Annotated in this window: 13 protein-coding genes; 9 read left to right on the forward strand and 4 right to left on the reverse strand. The window is 69.8% G+C overall.

Annotated features, from left to right (window positions below):
- Positions 1-110: 110 nt before the first annotated feature.
- Entirely contained in the window at positions 111-2,426 is a 2,316-nt protein-coding gene (locus E3O48_RS09915; RefSeq protein ID WP_134538453.1) for an FdhF/YdeP family oxidoreductase, read from the forward strand.
- 10 nt (positions 2,427-2,436) lie between these two features.
- Positions 2,437-2,970 carry a dihydrofolate reductase family protein gene (locus E3O48_RS09920; protein WP_134538455.1) on the forward strand — a complete coding sequence of 178 codons (534 nt, stop codon included), beginning with the start codon at positions 2,437-2,439 and terminating at the stop codon, positions 2,968-2,970.
- On the opposite strand, the gene fdhD is transcribed toward E3O48_RS09920, so the two are convergent.
- The 3 genes from fdhD to fdhA all read right to left on the reverse strand — a co-directional run bounded on the left by fdhD (position 2,952) and on the right by fdhA (position 6,298).
- Positions 2,952-3,815 carry a formate dehydrogenase accessory sulfurtransferase FdhD gene (fdhD, locus tag E3O48_RS09925; protein WP_134538457.1) on the reverse strand — a complete coding sequence of 288 codons (864 nt, stop codon included), beginning with the start codon at positions 3,813-3,815 and terminating at the stop codon, positions 2,952-2,954. The two genes, E3O48_RS09920 and fdhD, sit on opposite strands and share 19 nt — an antisense overlap.
- Positions 3,816-3,854: 39 nt before the next feature.
- Positions 3,855-4,871, reverse strand: a complete 1,017-nt coding sequence (gene moaA / locus E3O48_RS09930) for a GTP 3',8-cyclase MoaA (protein WP_370249709.1) — start codon at positions 4,869-4,871, stop codon at positions 3,855-3,857.
- A gap of 212 nt (positions 4,872-5,083) precedes the next feature.
- Positions 5,084-6,298, reverse strand: a complete 1,215-nt coding sequence (gene fdhA, locus E3O48_RS09935; protein WP_134538461.1) for a formaldehyde dehydrogenase, glutathione-independent — start codon at positions 6,296-6,298, stop codon at positions 5,084-5,086.
- A 175-nt stretch (positions 6,299-6,473) separates the two neighbouring features.
- On the opposite strand from fdhA, the gene E3O48_RS09940 reads away from it, so the two are divergent.
- The 7 genes from E3O48_RS09940 (at position 6,474) to E3O48_RS09970 (ending at position 12,304) form a co-directional block, all read left to right on the forward strand.
- Entirely contained in the window at positions 6,474-7,685 is a 1,212-nt protein-coding gene (locus tag E3O48_RS09940; protein ID WP_134538463.1) for a ThiF family adenylyltransferase, read from the forward strand.
- Between the two features lie 3 nt (positions 7,686-7,688).
- Positions 7,689-9,047: a gephyrin-like molybdotransferase Glp gene (glp, locus tag E3O48_RS09945; protein ID WP_241982488.1), complete on the forward strand. Its 1,359-nt coding sequence runs from the start codon at positions 7,689-7,691 to the stop codon at positions 9,045-9,047.
- Positions 9,029-9,526 (forward strand): cyclic pyranopterin monophosphate synthase MoaC, encoded by a 498-nt coding sequence (gene moaC, locus E3O48_RS09950; RefSeq protein WP_255453755.1) that lies wholly within the window; start codon positions 9,029-9,031, stop codon positions 9,524-9,526. The genes glp and moaC overlap by 19 nt, the downstream gene beginning before the upstream one ends.
- A 2-nt stretch (positions 9,527-9,528) precedes the next feature.
- Complete coding sequence (locus E3O48_RS09955) at positions 9,529-10,308, forward strand: molybdenum cofactor guanylyltransferase (protein ID WP_198413049.1); 780 nt, start codon at positions 9,529-9,531, stop codon at positions 10,306-10,308.
- On the forward strand, positions 10,305-10,592 hold the full coding sequence (locus E3O48_RS09960) for a DUF6457 domain-containing protein (protein WP_134538467.1): 288 nt from the start codon (positions 10,305-10,307) through the stop codon (positions 10,590-10,592). Before E3O48_RS09955 ends, E3O48_RS09960 begins: the two co-directional genes overlap by 4 nt.
- On the forward strand, positions 10,592-10,831 hold the full coding sequence (locus E3O48_RS09965; RefSeq protein WP_134538469.1) for a MoaD/ThiS family protein: 240 nt from the start codon (positions 10,592-10,594) through the stop codon (positions 10,829-10,831). Before E3O48_RS09960 ends, E3O48_RS09965 begins: the two co-directional genes overlap by 1 nt.
- A gap of 147 nt (positions 10,832-10,978) precedes the next feature.
- Positions 10,979-12,304, forward strand: coding sequence for an MFS transporter (locus E3O48_RS09970; RefSeq protein WP_134538470.1), 1,326 nt, complete (start codon positions 10,979-10,981; stop codon positions 12,302-12,304).
- A gap of 186 nt (positions 12,305-12,490) precedes the next feature.
- On the opposite strand, the gene E3O48_RS09975 is transcribed toward E3O48_RS09970, so the two are convergent.
- A complete protein-coding gene (locus E3O48_RS09975; RefSeq protein ID WP_134538472.1) occupies positions 12,491-12,973 on the reverse strand; it encodes a DUF2231 domain-containing protein in 483 nt (160 codons plus the stop codon).
- Between the last annotated feature and the right edge of the window lie 121 nt (positions 12,974-13,094).

Consider the following 13,094-nt stretch of genomic DNA (forward strand, 5'->3'; position numbering starts at 1 on the left):
CCCGGTCGATTCAACGCTATTGGCCTGACCAGCAATCAGATATCGGCTGGGAATCAGCCGAGACTCCGCCGACGGGTTTACTTGGCGGTCACAGGGGGCAGGATGGATGCATGACACGTCGTGCACCGATCGAAGACATCAACGAGAGCAACCTGCGCGTCAAGAAGCCGAAGAAGTCCGCGGCCGGGCTCGAGGCTGTGGCGGTCGCGCTCGAGCGCGGGATTGCCCAGGCCGGCGTCACCCGCACCGCCCGCGCGCTGCTGCGGTTGAACCAGCGCGACGGCACGGACTGCCCCGGCTGTGCGTGGCCGGAGTCGCAGGGCCACCGCAAGACGGCGGAGTTCTGCGAGAACGGCGCCAAGGCCGTCGCCGAGGAGAGCACCGTGCGCACCGTGACGCCCGCTTTCTGGGCCGAGCATTCGATCGCGGAACTGGCCACGAAGACCGAGTACTGGCTCGGCAATCAGGGCCGGATCACGCATCCGGTGGTCATCCGTCCCGGTGACACGCACTACTCGCAGATCACCTGGAACGACGCGTTCGAGCTGATCGGCGAAGAGATCCGGGCGACGACGCCGGACCGCACCGTGTTCTACACCTCCGGTCGCACCGCCAACGAATCGGCGTTCCTCTACCAGTTGTTCGCCCGCTCGATCGGCACGAACAACCTGCCGGACTGCTCCAATATGTGCCACGAATCGTCGGGTTCGGCATTGAACCCCACGATCGGCATCGGAAAGGGCACCGTCTCCCTGGACGACATCCATAACGCCCAGCTGATCCTCGTCGTCGGCCAGAACCCCGGCACCAACCACCCACGGATGCTGTCCGCCCTCAAGGAATGCAAGGACAACGGCGGCAGGATCGTCGCCGTCAACCCGCTGCCGGAGGCGGGGCTGTTCAACTTCAAGGACCCCCAGTCGGTGTCGGGCCTGATCGGCGACGGCACCGCCCTCGCCGACGAATACCTGCAGATCAAGGTCGGCGGCGACCTGGCCCTGTTCCAGGCGCTCGGCCACCTGCTGCTCGAGGAGGAGGAGCGCGTGCCCGGCTCCGTCGTCGATCACGCGTTCGTCGAAGCCAACACCGCGGGCCTGGACGAGTACCGGGCAGCCCGCAAGGTGATCGACTGGGACGAGACCGAGAAGGCGACGGGGCTGTCCCGGCTGCAGATCGCCACGGTCGCCCGCCTCCTGGTCGACTCGAAGGCCACCATCATCTGCTGGGCGCTCGGCCTCACCCAGCAGCCCCACTCGGTGAACACGCTCAAGGAGATCATCAACCTGCTCCTGCTGCAGGGCAACTTCGGCAAGCCCGGCGCGGGCGCCTGCCCGGTGCGCGGACACTCCAATGTGCAGGGCGACCGCACGATGGGCATCTGGGAGAAGCCGAAGGAGTCGATGCTGGCCGCGCTGGATGCTGAGTTCGGCATCCAGTCCCCGCGGGCGCACGGTCTTGACTCCGTCGACACGGTCGAGGCCTTCGAGAACGACGACATCGACGTGTTCGTCTCCATGGGCGGCAATTTCGCCCTTGCCTGCTCCGACACCGAGGCCCTCGAGGCCGCGATGCAGCGGGTCGGCCTGACCGTGCACGTGTCGACCAAGCCCAACCGGTCGCACATCATGCACGGCAAGACCTCGCTGATCCTGCCGACGCTCGGCCGCACGGACACCGATGACAAGCATCCCGGCGGCCGCCAGGTGCTCTCGGTCGAAGACTCGATGTCGGTGGTGCGCACCACGCAGGGGCGCCTCGACCCGGTCTCCGAGCACCTGCTCGCCGAGCCGGTCATCGTGGCCCGGATGGCCAGCGCCACCCTCGGCGATGACCACGTGATCGATTGGAAGGCCATGGCCGAGGACTACGACGTCATCCGTGACCGCATCTCCCGGGTGATCCCGGGCTTCTCCGATTTCAACAGGCGGCTCAAGACGAAGAACGGTTTCGTGCTGCCCAATCCTCCGCGCGACACCCGCAGCTTCGCCACCGACATCGGCCGGGCCCGGTTCACGGTCAGCCCGCTCGAGTACCTGACCCCGCCGCCCGGGCACCTGATCCTGCAGACCATCCGCAGCCACGACCAGTACAACACCACCTTCTACGGCCTGGACGACCGCTACCGCGGCATCTCGGGCGGCCGCCGGGTCATCCTGATCCACGAGGACGACCTCACCGAGCTGGGGTTCACGGACCGCGACCTGGTCGACGTGATCAGCACATTCCGGGGCGAGGAACGCCGGGCGAACGAGTTCCGCCTGGTGGTCTACCCGACCCCGCGAGGCTGCGCGGCGGCCTACTTCCCCGAGGCGAACGCCCTGATGCACCGGGAGCTCGTGGCCCGGGAGTCGAACACCCCCGGCTACAAGGCGATGGCCGTGCGGTTCATCGCGCACGAGCCGGCCGGCGTGCCGCAGCTGAGCTGAGGTGTCGCCGATGACCGAGCAACGCCCCTGGACCGGCCACGTCTTCATCGCGACGAGCGTCGACGGCTACATCGCCCGGCCGGACGGAAGCCTCGACTGGCTCACCGACCGGCCGGGACCCACCGGCGACGGCGGCTACACCGAGTTCACGGCCACGATCGACCACCTGCTGATGGGCCGCGGAACCTATGAAACAGTGGCGGCATTCGATCCATGGCCGTACACCCGGATGAAGGTGATCGTGCTCAGCAGCACCCTCGACGCGCTCGACGACCGGGTCACGGTGGTGCGCAACCTCCCCGAGGCGATCGCCGCCCTCACCGCCGCGGGTGCCGACCGCGTATACATCGACGGCGGCCGGGTCATCCAGTCCTGCCTCGCGGCGGGCCTCATCGACGACCTCGTGATCACTCGGGTGCCCGTGCTGCTGGGCGAGGGCATTTCGTTGTTCGGAGCGCTTCCGGCGGATGTCCAGCTCGAGACCCTGGGAGTCGCGCCGATCGGCGGCGGCATGGTCCAGGAACGTTACACCGTCGTGCGCTGAGCCTCGGCCCGGGCGCCCTCGACGATCCGCTCGGCCCCGGCGTAGATCACCATCGAGTTGCCGCGGAGGAATCCGATGAGCGTCATGCCCACCTCGGCCGCGAACTCGGCCGCCAGCGACGACGGCGCCGAGACTGCGGCAAGCACCGGGATGCCGGCCATCATCGCCTTCTGGGCCAGTTCGAAGCTGGCCCGGCTCGACACCATCAGCACCGTGCCGGTCAACGGGAGCAGGTTCTCCTTCAACGCCCAGCCGATCACCTTGTCCACCGCGTTGTGCCGGCCGACGTCTTCGCGCAGCACGAGCATCTCTCCGGTGACGCCGTCGAACAGCGCGGCGGCGTGGAGTCCGCCGGTCTTCTCGAACACGGCCTGCCGGGTGCGCAACCGGTCGGGGAACGAGGCGAGCAGTTCCGCGTCGACCCGCACCGGGTCATCCATTACCGGGAAGGAGGATTTGGTGCGCACGGCATCGATGCTCGCCTTGCCGCAGAGGCCGCAGGAGCTGGTGGTGAGGAACGTCCGTTCCAGGCTCGGGTCGGGGGGCCTGACCCCGGGCGCGAGGGAGACGTCGAGCACGTTGTAGGTGTTGAGGCCCTCGTCGGTGGCGCCGGCGCAGTACCGGGCGGTGACGAAGTGCTCGCCCCGGGTGATGACACCCTCCGAGACGAGGAAGCCGGCCGCCAGGTCGTAGTCGTTGCCCGGGGTGCGCATGGTCACGGCCAGGGAACGGCCGTTCACCCGGATCTCCAGCGGCTCCTCGACGGCGAGCACGTCTTCGCGGGTGGTGGGCGGGTGCCCGACGGTCAGGCGGACGACCTTGCGTCTTGCGGTGATCCTGCTCATCAGTCGTTGCCCCTTCTTCGTCGTGCCGCCGGTCGATTCCTAGCCACCGATGTAGGACATCTCGATCTTCTTCTTGCCGGCGGCCCGAAGCTGAATCGTCTTCGCGCTGCGCAGCTGCGAGTACCGGTCGGTGCGTTCCCGCCAGATCTGCGCCATCACGGTGGCGAGCTGTTCGTCGGTGCAGCCGCCGCGCATCAGGGCGCGCAGGTCGTGCCCCTCGGTCGCGAACAGGCAGGTGAACAGCTTGCCGTCGGTGGAGACCCTCGCCCGGGAACAGGACTGGCAGAACGACTGGGTGACGCTGGAGATGACGCCGATCTCGCCGCTCCCGTCGCGGTACCGCCAGCGCCTCGAGGTCTCGCCGTCGTAGTTCGGGGCCACCTCGTCCAGGGGCAGCTCGGCGTTGATCAGGTCGATCACCTCGCGGGAGGGCACCACGGCGCCCATCTCCCAGCCGTTGCTCGAGCCCACGTCCATGAACTCGATGAACCGGAGGATGTACGGCGTGCCCTGGAAGTGCCGGGCCATGGCCACGATGTCGTGCTCGTTCTGGCCGCGCTTGACCACCATGTTGATCTTGATCGGGCCGAGCCCGGCCTCGTGGGCGACGTCGATCCCGTGCAGGATCTTCGCGACCGGGAAGTTCACGTCGTTCATCGCTCGGAAGGTGGCGTCGTCGAGCGAATCGAGCGACACGGTGACCCGGGTGAGCCCGGCATCCTTCAGCGCCTGCGCCTTCACGGCGAGCGCCGATCCGTTCGTGGTCAGCGCGATGTCGATGGGCCGGCCGTCGGGGGTGCGGAGGGCGGCGAGCATGGCGACGAGTTCCTCGAGGCCCTTGCGGAGCAGCGGCTCACCGCCGGTGAGGCGGATCTTCTCCACTCCGTGGGCGACACTGATCCTGGCCAGCCGGGTCATCTCCTCGAAGGAGAGCAGCTCGTCGCGTTCCATGAAGGCGAAGTCCTTGCCGAAGACCTCCTTCGGCATGCAGTAGACGCAACGGAAGTTGCAGCGGTCGGTGACGGAGATGCGCAGGTCGTGCAGCGGCCGGTTCATCGTGTCGGTGACCAGGCCGGTGGGCGGGGTGGTCACCTCGGGGAGGTCCGCCAGGGAGCGATAGAACCTGGGGACGGGGTCCTGGAGTTCGGCGCCGGTCATGTCTCCACACTAATCGCGGCGGCTGGGAAGGATAGGCCGCGGCAGCCAGGAAAGGGCGTGGGTCGAACCTGCCTGTCCTGGCAGGCTCGACCCACGCCAGACGGCGCCGCCTACTTCACGTAGCCGTTCGGGTTGAGGACATACTTCGTGGCCGCGCCGGCGTCGAATTCGGCATACCCGCGCGGGGCATCCTCGAGCGTGATCGCCCGGGCGTTGACCGCCTTCGCGATCTGCACCTTGTCGTGCAGGATCGCCATCATCAGCTGCCGGTTGTACTTCATCACCGGGCACTGCCCCGTGGTGAACGACAGCGACTTGGCCCAGCCGAGTCCCAGCCGGAGCGACAGGGCGCCGATCTTCGCCGCGTCGTCGACCCCGCCCGGGTCACCGGTGACGTACAGCCCGGGGATGCCCATGGCACCACCGGCGGCCGTGACCGTCATCAGCGAGTTCAGCACCGTCGCCGGCCGTTCCTCGCCCGCGCTCTGGCCGTGGCCGCGCGCCTCGAAACCGACCGCATCCACGCCGGCGTCAACCTCGGGAACCCCGAGAATCTGCTCGATCTGATCCTGCGGCTCACCCTTGCGAAGGTCAATCGTCTCGCAGCCGAAGCTGCGGGCCTGGGCCAGCCGCTCCTCGTTGAGGTCACCGACGATGACGACGGCGGCACCCAGCAGGTGGGCGGATGCCGCGGCAGCGAGGCCGACCGGCCCTGCCCCGGCGACATAGACCGTCGACCCCGTTCCGACGCCCGCACTCACCGCTCCGTGGTAGCCGGTGGGGAAGATGTCGGAGAGCATGGTCAGGTCCATGATCTTCTCCAGCGCCTGGTCGCGGTCCGGGAACTTCAGCAGGTTCCAGTCCGCGTACGGCACGAGCACGTACTCGGCCTGTCCGCCGACCCAGCCGCCCATGTCGACGTAGCCGTAGGCGCTGCCCGGGCGGTCGGGGTTGACGTTGAGGCAGATCCCGGTCTTGCGCTCCTTGCAGTTCCGACATCGCCCGCAGGAGATGTTGAACGGCACCGAGACGATGTCCCCGACCTTGATGAACTCGACGTCGGGCCCGGCCTCGACCACCTCACCGGTGATCTCGTGCCCGAGGACGAGGTCCATCGGTGCGGTCGTGCGGCCGCGCACCATGTGCTGGTCCGAGCCGCAGATGTTGGTGGTGACCGTGCGGAGGATGACGCCGTGCGGAACCTTCCTGCCGACGTTCGCCGGGTTCACGCCCGGCCCGTCCTTCAGTTCGAAGCCCGGATAGTCGATGTCGATGACCTCGACGTGACCCGGGCTCTTGTAGGCAACTGCTCTGTTCCCCGTCATGAAAGTACCTTCCTAGTTCCTTGTCGATTTACCTCGAAACGCGGCCTCTTCGGCCACGCGAGACTGCATGGACTCTCTAGTTGGTGCCCTTCCACTCGACTACAAAGAGCCTGAGAATTCAAGGTGATTCCCGAATCCGGATCTCATCCCCCGTATCTGCGCCTAGCGTTGGGGCATGGCCCTTTCCCCTCTCGTCGAGCCCGTCGCGCAGCTCAGCGCCGCCGAATCCGCTCGCACCGCCCGGCAACGCCGTCTCCCCCAGTTGAACGAGCTCGGCCAGCGCCGCCTCGCCAACGCGAGGGTGCTCGTGCTCGGCGCCGGGGGTCTCGGCTCCCCCGCCCTGGTCTACCTGGCCGCCGCGGGGGTCGGCACCATCGGCATCGTCGACAGCGACGACGTGGAGCCCAGCAACCTGCAGCGGCAGATCGTGCACGGGACGCAGGACATCGGCCGGCCGAAGGTGGTCAGCGCGGCGGAGTCGATCGCGGCGATCGCGCCGGAGGCGACCGTGGTGCAGCACGCCGAACGGCTCACCGCGGACAACGCGGAGGCGATCATCGGCGGCTACGACGTGGTCATCGACGGCACCGACAACTTCCCGACCCGGTTCCTGGTCAACGACGTCTGCGCCGCGCTCGGACTGCCGCTGGTCTGGGCGTCCGTGCTGCGCTTCGACGCCCAGTTGTCGGTGTTCTGGGCCACACCCCCGAAGGGCAGCGGCCTGGTCGGGGTGCACCTGCGCGACCTGTTCCCCAACCCTCCCGCCGACGGCGAGGTGCCCAACTGCGCCGAGGCCGGAGTGCTCGGCGCCCTCTGCGGCCAGGTCGGCTCGCTGATGGCCACCGAGGCGATCAAACTCATCGCCGGGATCGGCACCCCTCTGATCGGGCGCATCCTGGTGATCGACGCCCTCTCAGGGCGTTTCAGCGAGGTTCCACTGATCGGCACCGGCGTCGCAGCAGCCGACCCCCGGCCGGCCCCGGCCACCCCGGAGCCGGTCCCGGACTGGCTGCTGCTCACCGCGACCGAGCTCGCCGCCCGCCTGGCCGGGCGGGACGCGGGCGGCGCCCCGTTCCTCGTCGTCGACGTGCGGGAACCCGACGAGCACGCCGAGAGCGCGGTGCCCGGCGCCGTGCTGCTGCCCCTGGGGCGTCTCCTCACCGCGGAAGGCCGCACGACCCTGCCGACGGACGTGCCGCTCGTGCTGCACTGCCACCAGGGCTCGCGCGCCGAGGCCGCGGCGCTCGCCCTGCACCGGGCCGGTTTCACCGGGCTGTCCCTGCTCGCCGGCGGGATCGTCGCCTGGGACGCCGCGGTGGCCGCCGGCGACGCGCCCGGCGAGGGCAGCAAGTGGGCCGCGGCCGACGACCGCCCGGCCGGGAGCTGACCGGTGCCCGACAACGGGACGATACACGGCAACGGTAAAGCGCACGGTCACCGGAAGGCGCACGGGCACGATGACCGCCACGCGGCGGATGCCTGCGCCGCCCCGGTCGACGCCGAGACCGTGGCCGAGCACCTGGCCGCCGTTCTCGCGGTGGCCACCCCGCTGGCACCGGAGTTGGCCTCGCTCGACGCGGCGCGCGGGCTGGTGCTGGCCGAGGACATCCGGAGTGCGACAGCAACGCCCCCGTTCGACAATTCGGCCATGGACGGGTACGCCGTGCGCCGGGACGACCTGCTGGACGCCTCAGAGGACAACCCGGTCACCCTGCAGGTGATCGCCGACCTCGCCGCCGGCACGAGCGAGAACCCGGTCCTGGAACCGGGCCAGGCCGCCCGGATCATGACCGGCGCGCCGCTGCCCGACGGCGCTGACGCCGTGGTGCCGATCGAAGACACCGACCGGGGCGGTCTCTACTTCGCCACCGTGCTGCGCGCGCCCGAGCCGGCTGCGCACATCCGTCGCACCGGTGAGGACGCCCAGGCAGGCGACACCGTGCTCACCGCCGGTTCGGTGCTCTGGCCGACCCGGATCGCCGCCGCCGCCAGCGCCGGGCGATCATCGCTGCTCGCGCATCCGGCCCCGCGGGTCGCCGTGATCTCGACCGGCAGCGAGCTGGTCACCCCGGGCGATCTGCCCCGGCGCGGCCAGATCCCCGACTCGAACTCCTACCTCCTCGCCGCCGCTGTGGCCGAGGCCGGGGCTGTGCCGATCCGGATCGGGGCGGTGCCCGACGACGAGAACACCCTCCGCGACCTGCTGGCCACCCTCGCCGACACCGTCGATGCCATCGTGCTCTCCGGCGGGGTCAGCGTGGGAGCCTACGACGTGGTCAAGGCCGTGCTCGCTCCGCTGCCCAGCATGACGTTCGGCCCGGTCAGGATGCAGCCGGGCAAGCCGCAGGGATTCGGCCGCTGGCCGGCCGGCGACGACGGAGCCCCCGGACCGGTCATCTTCGCGCTCCCCGGCAACCCGGTCAGCGCCTACGTGTCGTTCGAGGTGTTCGTGCGGCCGGCCCTGCGCCGGCTGGCCGGCCACACCGAATTGCACCGGCCCACGATCACCGCCTCCGCCGCCACCGGCTGGAACTCGCCGCCGGGGCGCGCGCAGTACATGCCGGTGACCGTCGAGCGCACGGGCCCGGACTCCCGGGTGCGCCCCGCGGCGGCCGGGGGCTCCGGCTCCCACCTGGTGGCCGGTCTCGGCCAGGCCACCGGGCTCGCCCTCGTTCCGGAGGACGTGACCCGGATTGACGAGGGTGACCTCCTGACTGTCATGCTGTTGCTGTGCCCACAACTCCCGTGACCCCGCAGCCCTTCACCCACCTCGACTCGGCCGGCCAGGCCCGGATGGTGGACGTCACCGACAAGCAGCCCACCGTGCGCAGCGCCACCGCGGCCGGGTTCGTGCGCTGCGGCCCGAAGGTCGTCGCCGCGCTCCGCGACGGCAGCACCCCAAAGGGTGACGTGCTCGCGGTGGCCCGGATCGCCGGCATCCAGGGCGCCAAGAAATGCGCCGACCTGCTCCCTCTCGCCCACGTCATCGGCGTGCACGGCGCCGCCGTCGACCTCGCGATCGAGGACGAGGGAGTGCGGGTGATCGCCACCGTGCGCACCGCCGACCGCACCGGCGTGGAGATGGAAGCGCTGACCGCGGTCTCCATCGCCGCGCTGGCCGTCGTCGACATGGTCAAGGGCCTGGACAAGTCGGTGCTGATCGAGAACGTGCGCCTGATCACCAAGACCGGCGGCAAGTCGGGCGACTGGCATCGCAGCGACGGCTGACCGTGCCGAACCCCGCCCCGCAGTCAGAGAACGCCGCGCCGGCCGTCGACTTGATCGTGCTCGCCGGCGGCCGCGGCAGCCGGCTCGGCGGCACGTTCAAGCCGGCCGTCGAGGTGGCCGGCCGCAGCCTGCTCGCCCGGGTGCTGGACGCCCGCGCGCTCGCCCGCCGCGTCGTCGTCGTCGGGCCGGATGCCGCGCGCGACGCTGCGGGCCCGCAGCCGGTGCCACTGATCTGGGCGCTTGAGGATCCGCCGTTCGGCGGGCCGGTCGCCGGCATCGTCGCCGGGCTCGCCGCGCTCGACCTGGCCGCGCTGAACCAGGCCACGCCCGACCAGGCCACGCCCGACCAGGCCGCGCCCGACCAGACAACGCCCGACCGGGCCGCCGAGGGGAATCCGGGCCCGGCCGGCAGCCCCTGGCTGCTCGTGCTCGCCTGCGACCTGCCCTGGGCGACGGATGCCGCTCGGCTGCTGGTCGCGGCGGTCGCCGACAAGGCGCCCGGTTCGCCGCAACCCGACGGGTTCCACCTCGTCGACGCGGACGGCCGGGAACAGTGGCTCGCCGGGATCTACCGTGCCGAGGCGCTCCGGCAGAGCGTGCGGCGGCTCGGCGGCGAAGCGCGGGGCGCGAGCGTGCGACAGTTGCTCTCCGGGTTCTCGCTGCGCGGCATCCGTGACCCAGGTCAGGCCGGGCGTGACGTGGACACGTGGCAGGATGTTCGGGAGAGCACCGCGCTCCTGAACCCGTCGCGGAGCAACCCACCGAGGAGTTTCATCCCATGAGCACGCAGCCACCGCTTCCGCCGGAAGCCCTCGACGACTGGCTGGCCGCTCTCGCCGCCGCCCTCGACCTCGACCCGGCCGACATTCCCGTCGGCCTGCTGCTCGACCTGGCCCGTGATGTGGCCCACGGTGTGGCCCGGCCGGCGGCACCGTTGAGCACCTTCCTGGTCGGGCTCGCCGCCGCCCGGAACGGCGGCACCGCCGCGGACATCGAACGCGCCGCCGCCCTGGCGAGCGGGCTGGCCCTGGCCTGGGGCGAAGACCACCCTCAGGACGGTCGCTGATGGCCACCGTGCGGTTCTTCGCCGGCGCCGCCGAGGCCGCCGCCTGCGACGGCGCCGCGATCGACGCCGGCACGATCGGCGAACTGCGCAACCTGCTCGGCACGCAGTTCGGGGCCGAGTTCACCCGCATCCTCGGACTCTGCTCACTCCTGGTCAACGGGACCCGGGCGACGGATGACGCGGTCACCCTCTCTGCGACCGACACCGTCGACGTGCTTCCGCCCTTCGCCGGCGGCTGACGCTCGGGCGGCGGCCGCCAATCGGGCCGAGCGCGAAGTGCCGATTTTTCACGGTGTTCCCTCGTTGTCACGAGCCGCGTGCACGGTCAGGGTGGTAGGACGCGGGCCGCACAGGCGCCCGACCGCACACCCAGGCCAAGGAAGCACATGTCAGCCGCCTCTTCCGCACTCGTCGCCTCGAAGCTCAACCCGGACCTGTCCAACTGGGATCCGGAGCATGAAGAAACCTGGGATTCCCGGCTCGCCTGGCGCACCCTCTGGATCACCACCTTCAGCCTCACCCTGAGCTTCGCCACCTGGTACCTGGTCAGCGCGATCGCACCTCGCCTCAATGACATCGGCTACACGCTCGCCCCGGGACAGCTGTACTGGCTTGTCGCCATCCCCGGACTGGCTGGCGGGCTCCTGCGCCTGGTGTTCATGTTCCTCCCGCCGATCATGGGCACGCGCGCGCTCGTGGCCATGTCGTCGGCGCTGCTCGTGCTGCCCATGCTCGGCTGGACCCTCGCCGCCCGCGACACCACGACGCCCTACTGGGTGCTGCTCGCCCTGGCGTTCGCCGCCGGGATCGGCGGTGGCACCTTCTCTGGATTCATGGCGTCCACAAGCTACTTCTTCCCCAAGCGCCTCACCGGCACCGCGCTCGGCCTGCAGGCCGGTCTCGGAAACTTCGGGATCGGACTCATGCAGCTGATTCTGCCGTGGGTGGTCGGCTTCGGACTGCTCGGCACCGCCGCACTCACTCCGCAGAGCAGCGCGGACGGCGACCTGGTCTGGCTGCACAACGGCGGCCTGGTGCTCATCCCCTGGGCGCTGCTCGCGGTCGTCCTGGCTGCGGTCTTCCTGCGTCGGGTTCCCGTCACGGCCAATTTCCGTGAACAGATGGACATCTTCACGATCAAGCACACCTGGATCATGACGGCCATCTACCTGATGAGCTTCGGCGCCTACAGTGGGCTCGCCGCCCAGATGGGCCTGATCATCCTCAACGTCTACGGTGACTTCCCGAACGCCCCGAACCCCCTCGCGTTCGCGTTCATCGGCCCGATCGTCGGCGCCCTCGTCCGTGCCGCCAGCGGCCCGCTCTGCGACAAATGGGGCGGCGCCATCTTCACCTTCGTCGGCGGGGCGGGCATGGTCGTCGGAACGGCGGTCACGGCCTTCTTCCTGAACCCGACGAGCGTCGACCAGTTCTGGGGCTTCCTCGCCGGAATGATCACCATCTTCTTCTTCGCGGGCCTGGCGAACGCCGGCACCTTCAAGCAGATGCCGATGATCTTCCCCAAGCGTCAGGCCGGCGGCGCCATCGCCTGGACCTCCGCGATCGCGGCCTTCGGTCCCTTCATCGTGGGCATCTCGCTCACCATGATCAGCCCCACCGCCTTCTTCATCGCCGTCACCGTGTTCAGCGTGTTCTGCACCTGGCTCGCCTGGCACTACTACGCTCGCCCGGGGGCGCCGTTCCCCGGCTGACCTTCGCCTCGGCCCGAGCTCCACAGATCCCTCTCACTCAGGACGTCCGCCCGCCGAGAACCAGGCCGCTCCCGCGCATAACTCCTGCAATTCGGGTCGAGGTCCACCGACATCCCGGCAATTCAGGGGTGCGGTGGTCCGCCGCCCGATCAAATTGCAGGAGTTATGCACGGAGCCGGCTGCAGGTCAGCCCTCGCCGGAGCCGGGTGCGACGCTGTCCGACCAGACGGCGGCGGCGCCGCTGTGACCGATTCGGATTGCCTGGATCGTGGTTCCCGTGGAGGCGACCAGCGCGGCCGCTATCAGGGCGACGGCGATCCAGCGCGGCGAACGGCTCTCCTTGCGTTCCTGGTAGGTCCACCAGAGCAGCACCGCGGCGACCACGACGAGGCCGATCACCCAGGGCAGCAGACCCTCGGCGAGATCGGCGTGGGTCTCCACCAGCCGTGTTTCCGCGACCCGCTCCTCGAGGCTCTGGCCCGACTCGGTGGACAGCGGAACGAGCACAACGGCCGCCAGCGCCAGGCCGAGCGGCAGAAAGCGGGCCCACCGGCGGAATCGCGGCCACAGCGCTGCGAGAACGATCACGACGGCGGCGGTGGGGACGACGACCTCGGTCGCGTGCACGATCAGCGGATGCGTCGGCAGGCCGAAAAATGTGTCCAGCATTGAGACTCCTTGGAAGGTCCGGGCTGACACCGTCCGGCGCCGCCCACGACACTCATGCTAGGCAGCCTCGCCCCCATGGTCCACGAAGGACAGGCTCTGCTAACCGCGAACGACCGGGAAA

Source organism: Cryobacterium sp. HLT2-28 (assembly GCF_004402495.1).
GTDB classification, from domain to species: domain Bacteria; phylum Actinomycetota; class Actinomycetes; order Actinomycetales; family Microbacteriaceae; genus Cryobacterium; species Cryobacterium mannosilyticum.

Excerpts from the sequence above, each read along its gene's own strand:
- fdhA (WP_134538461.1), bottom strand. The coding sequence starts at position 6,298 with ATGACGGGGAACAGAGCAGTTGCCTACAAGAGCCCGGGTCACGTCGAG.
- E3O48_RS09965 (WP_134538469.1), top strand. The coding sequence starts at position 10,592 with ATGGCCACCGTGCGGTTCTTCGCCGGCGCCGCCGAGGCCGCCGCCTGC.
- E3O48_RS09915 (WP_134538453.1), top strand. The coding sequence starts at position 111 with ATGACACGTCGTGCACCGATCGAAGACATCAACGAGAGCAACCTGCGC.
- E3O48_RS09940 (WP_134538463.1), top strand. The coding sequence starts at position 6,474 with ATGGCCCTTTCCCCTCTCGTCGAGCCCGTCGCGCAGCTCAGCGCCGCC.
- E3O48_RS09975 (WP_134538472.1), bottom strand. The coding sequence starts at position 12,973 with ATGCTGGACACATTTTTCGGCCTGCCGACGCATCCGCTGATCGTGCAC.
- E3O48_RS09970 (WP_134538470.1), top strand. The coding sequence starts at position 10,979 with ATGTCAGCCGCCTCTTCCGCACTCGTCGCCTCGAAGCTCAACCCGGAC.
- fdhD (WP_134538457.1), bottom strand. The coding sequence starts at position 3,815 with ATGAGCAGGATCACCGCAAGACGCAAGGTCGTCCGCCTGACCGTCGGG.
- moaA (WP_370249709.1), bottom strand. The coding sequence starts at position 4,871 with ATGAACCGGCCGCTGCACGACCTGCGCATCTCCGTCACCGACCGCTGC.
- E3O48_RS09960 (WP_134538467.1), top strand. The coding sequence starts at position 10,305 with ATGAGCACGCAGCCACCGCTTCCGCCGGAAGCCCTCGACGACTGGCTG.
- E3O48_RS09920 (WP_134538455.1), top strand. The coding sequence starts at position 2,437 with ATGACCGAGCAACGCCCCTGGACCGGCCACGTCTTCATCGCGACGAGC.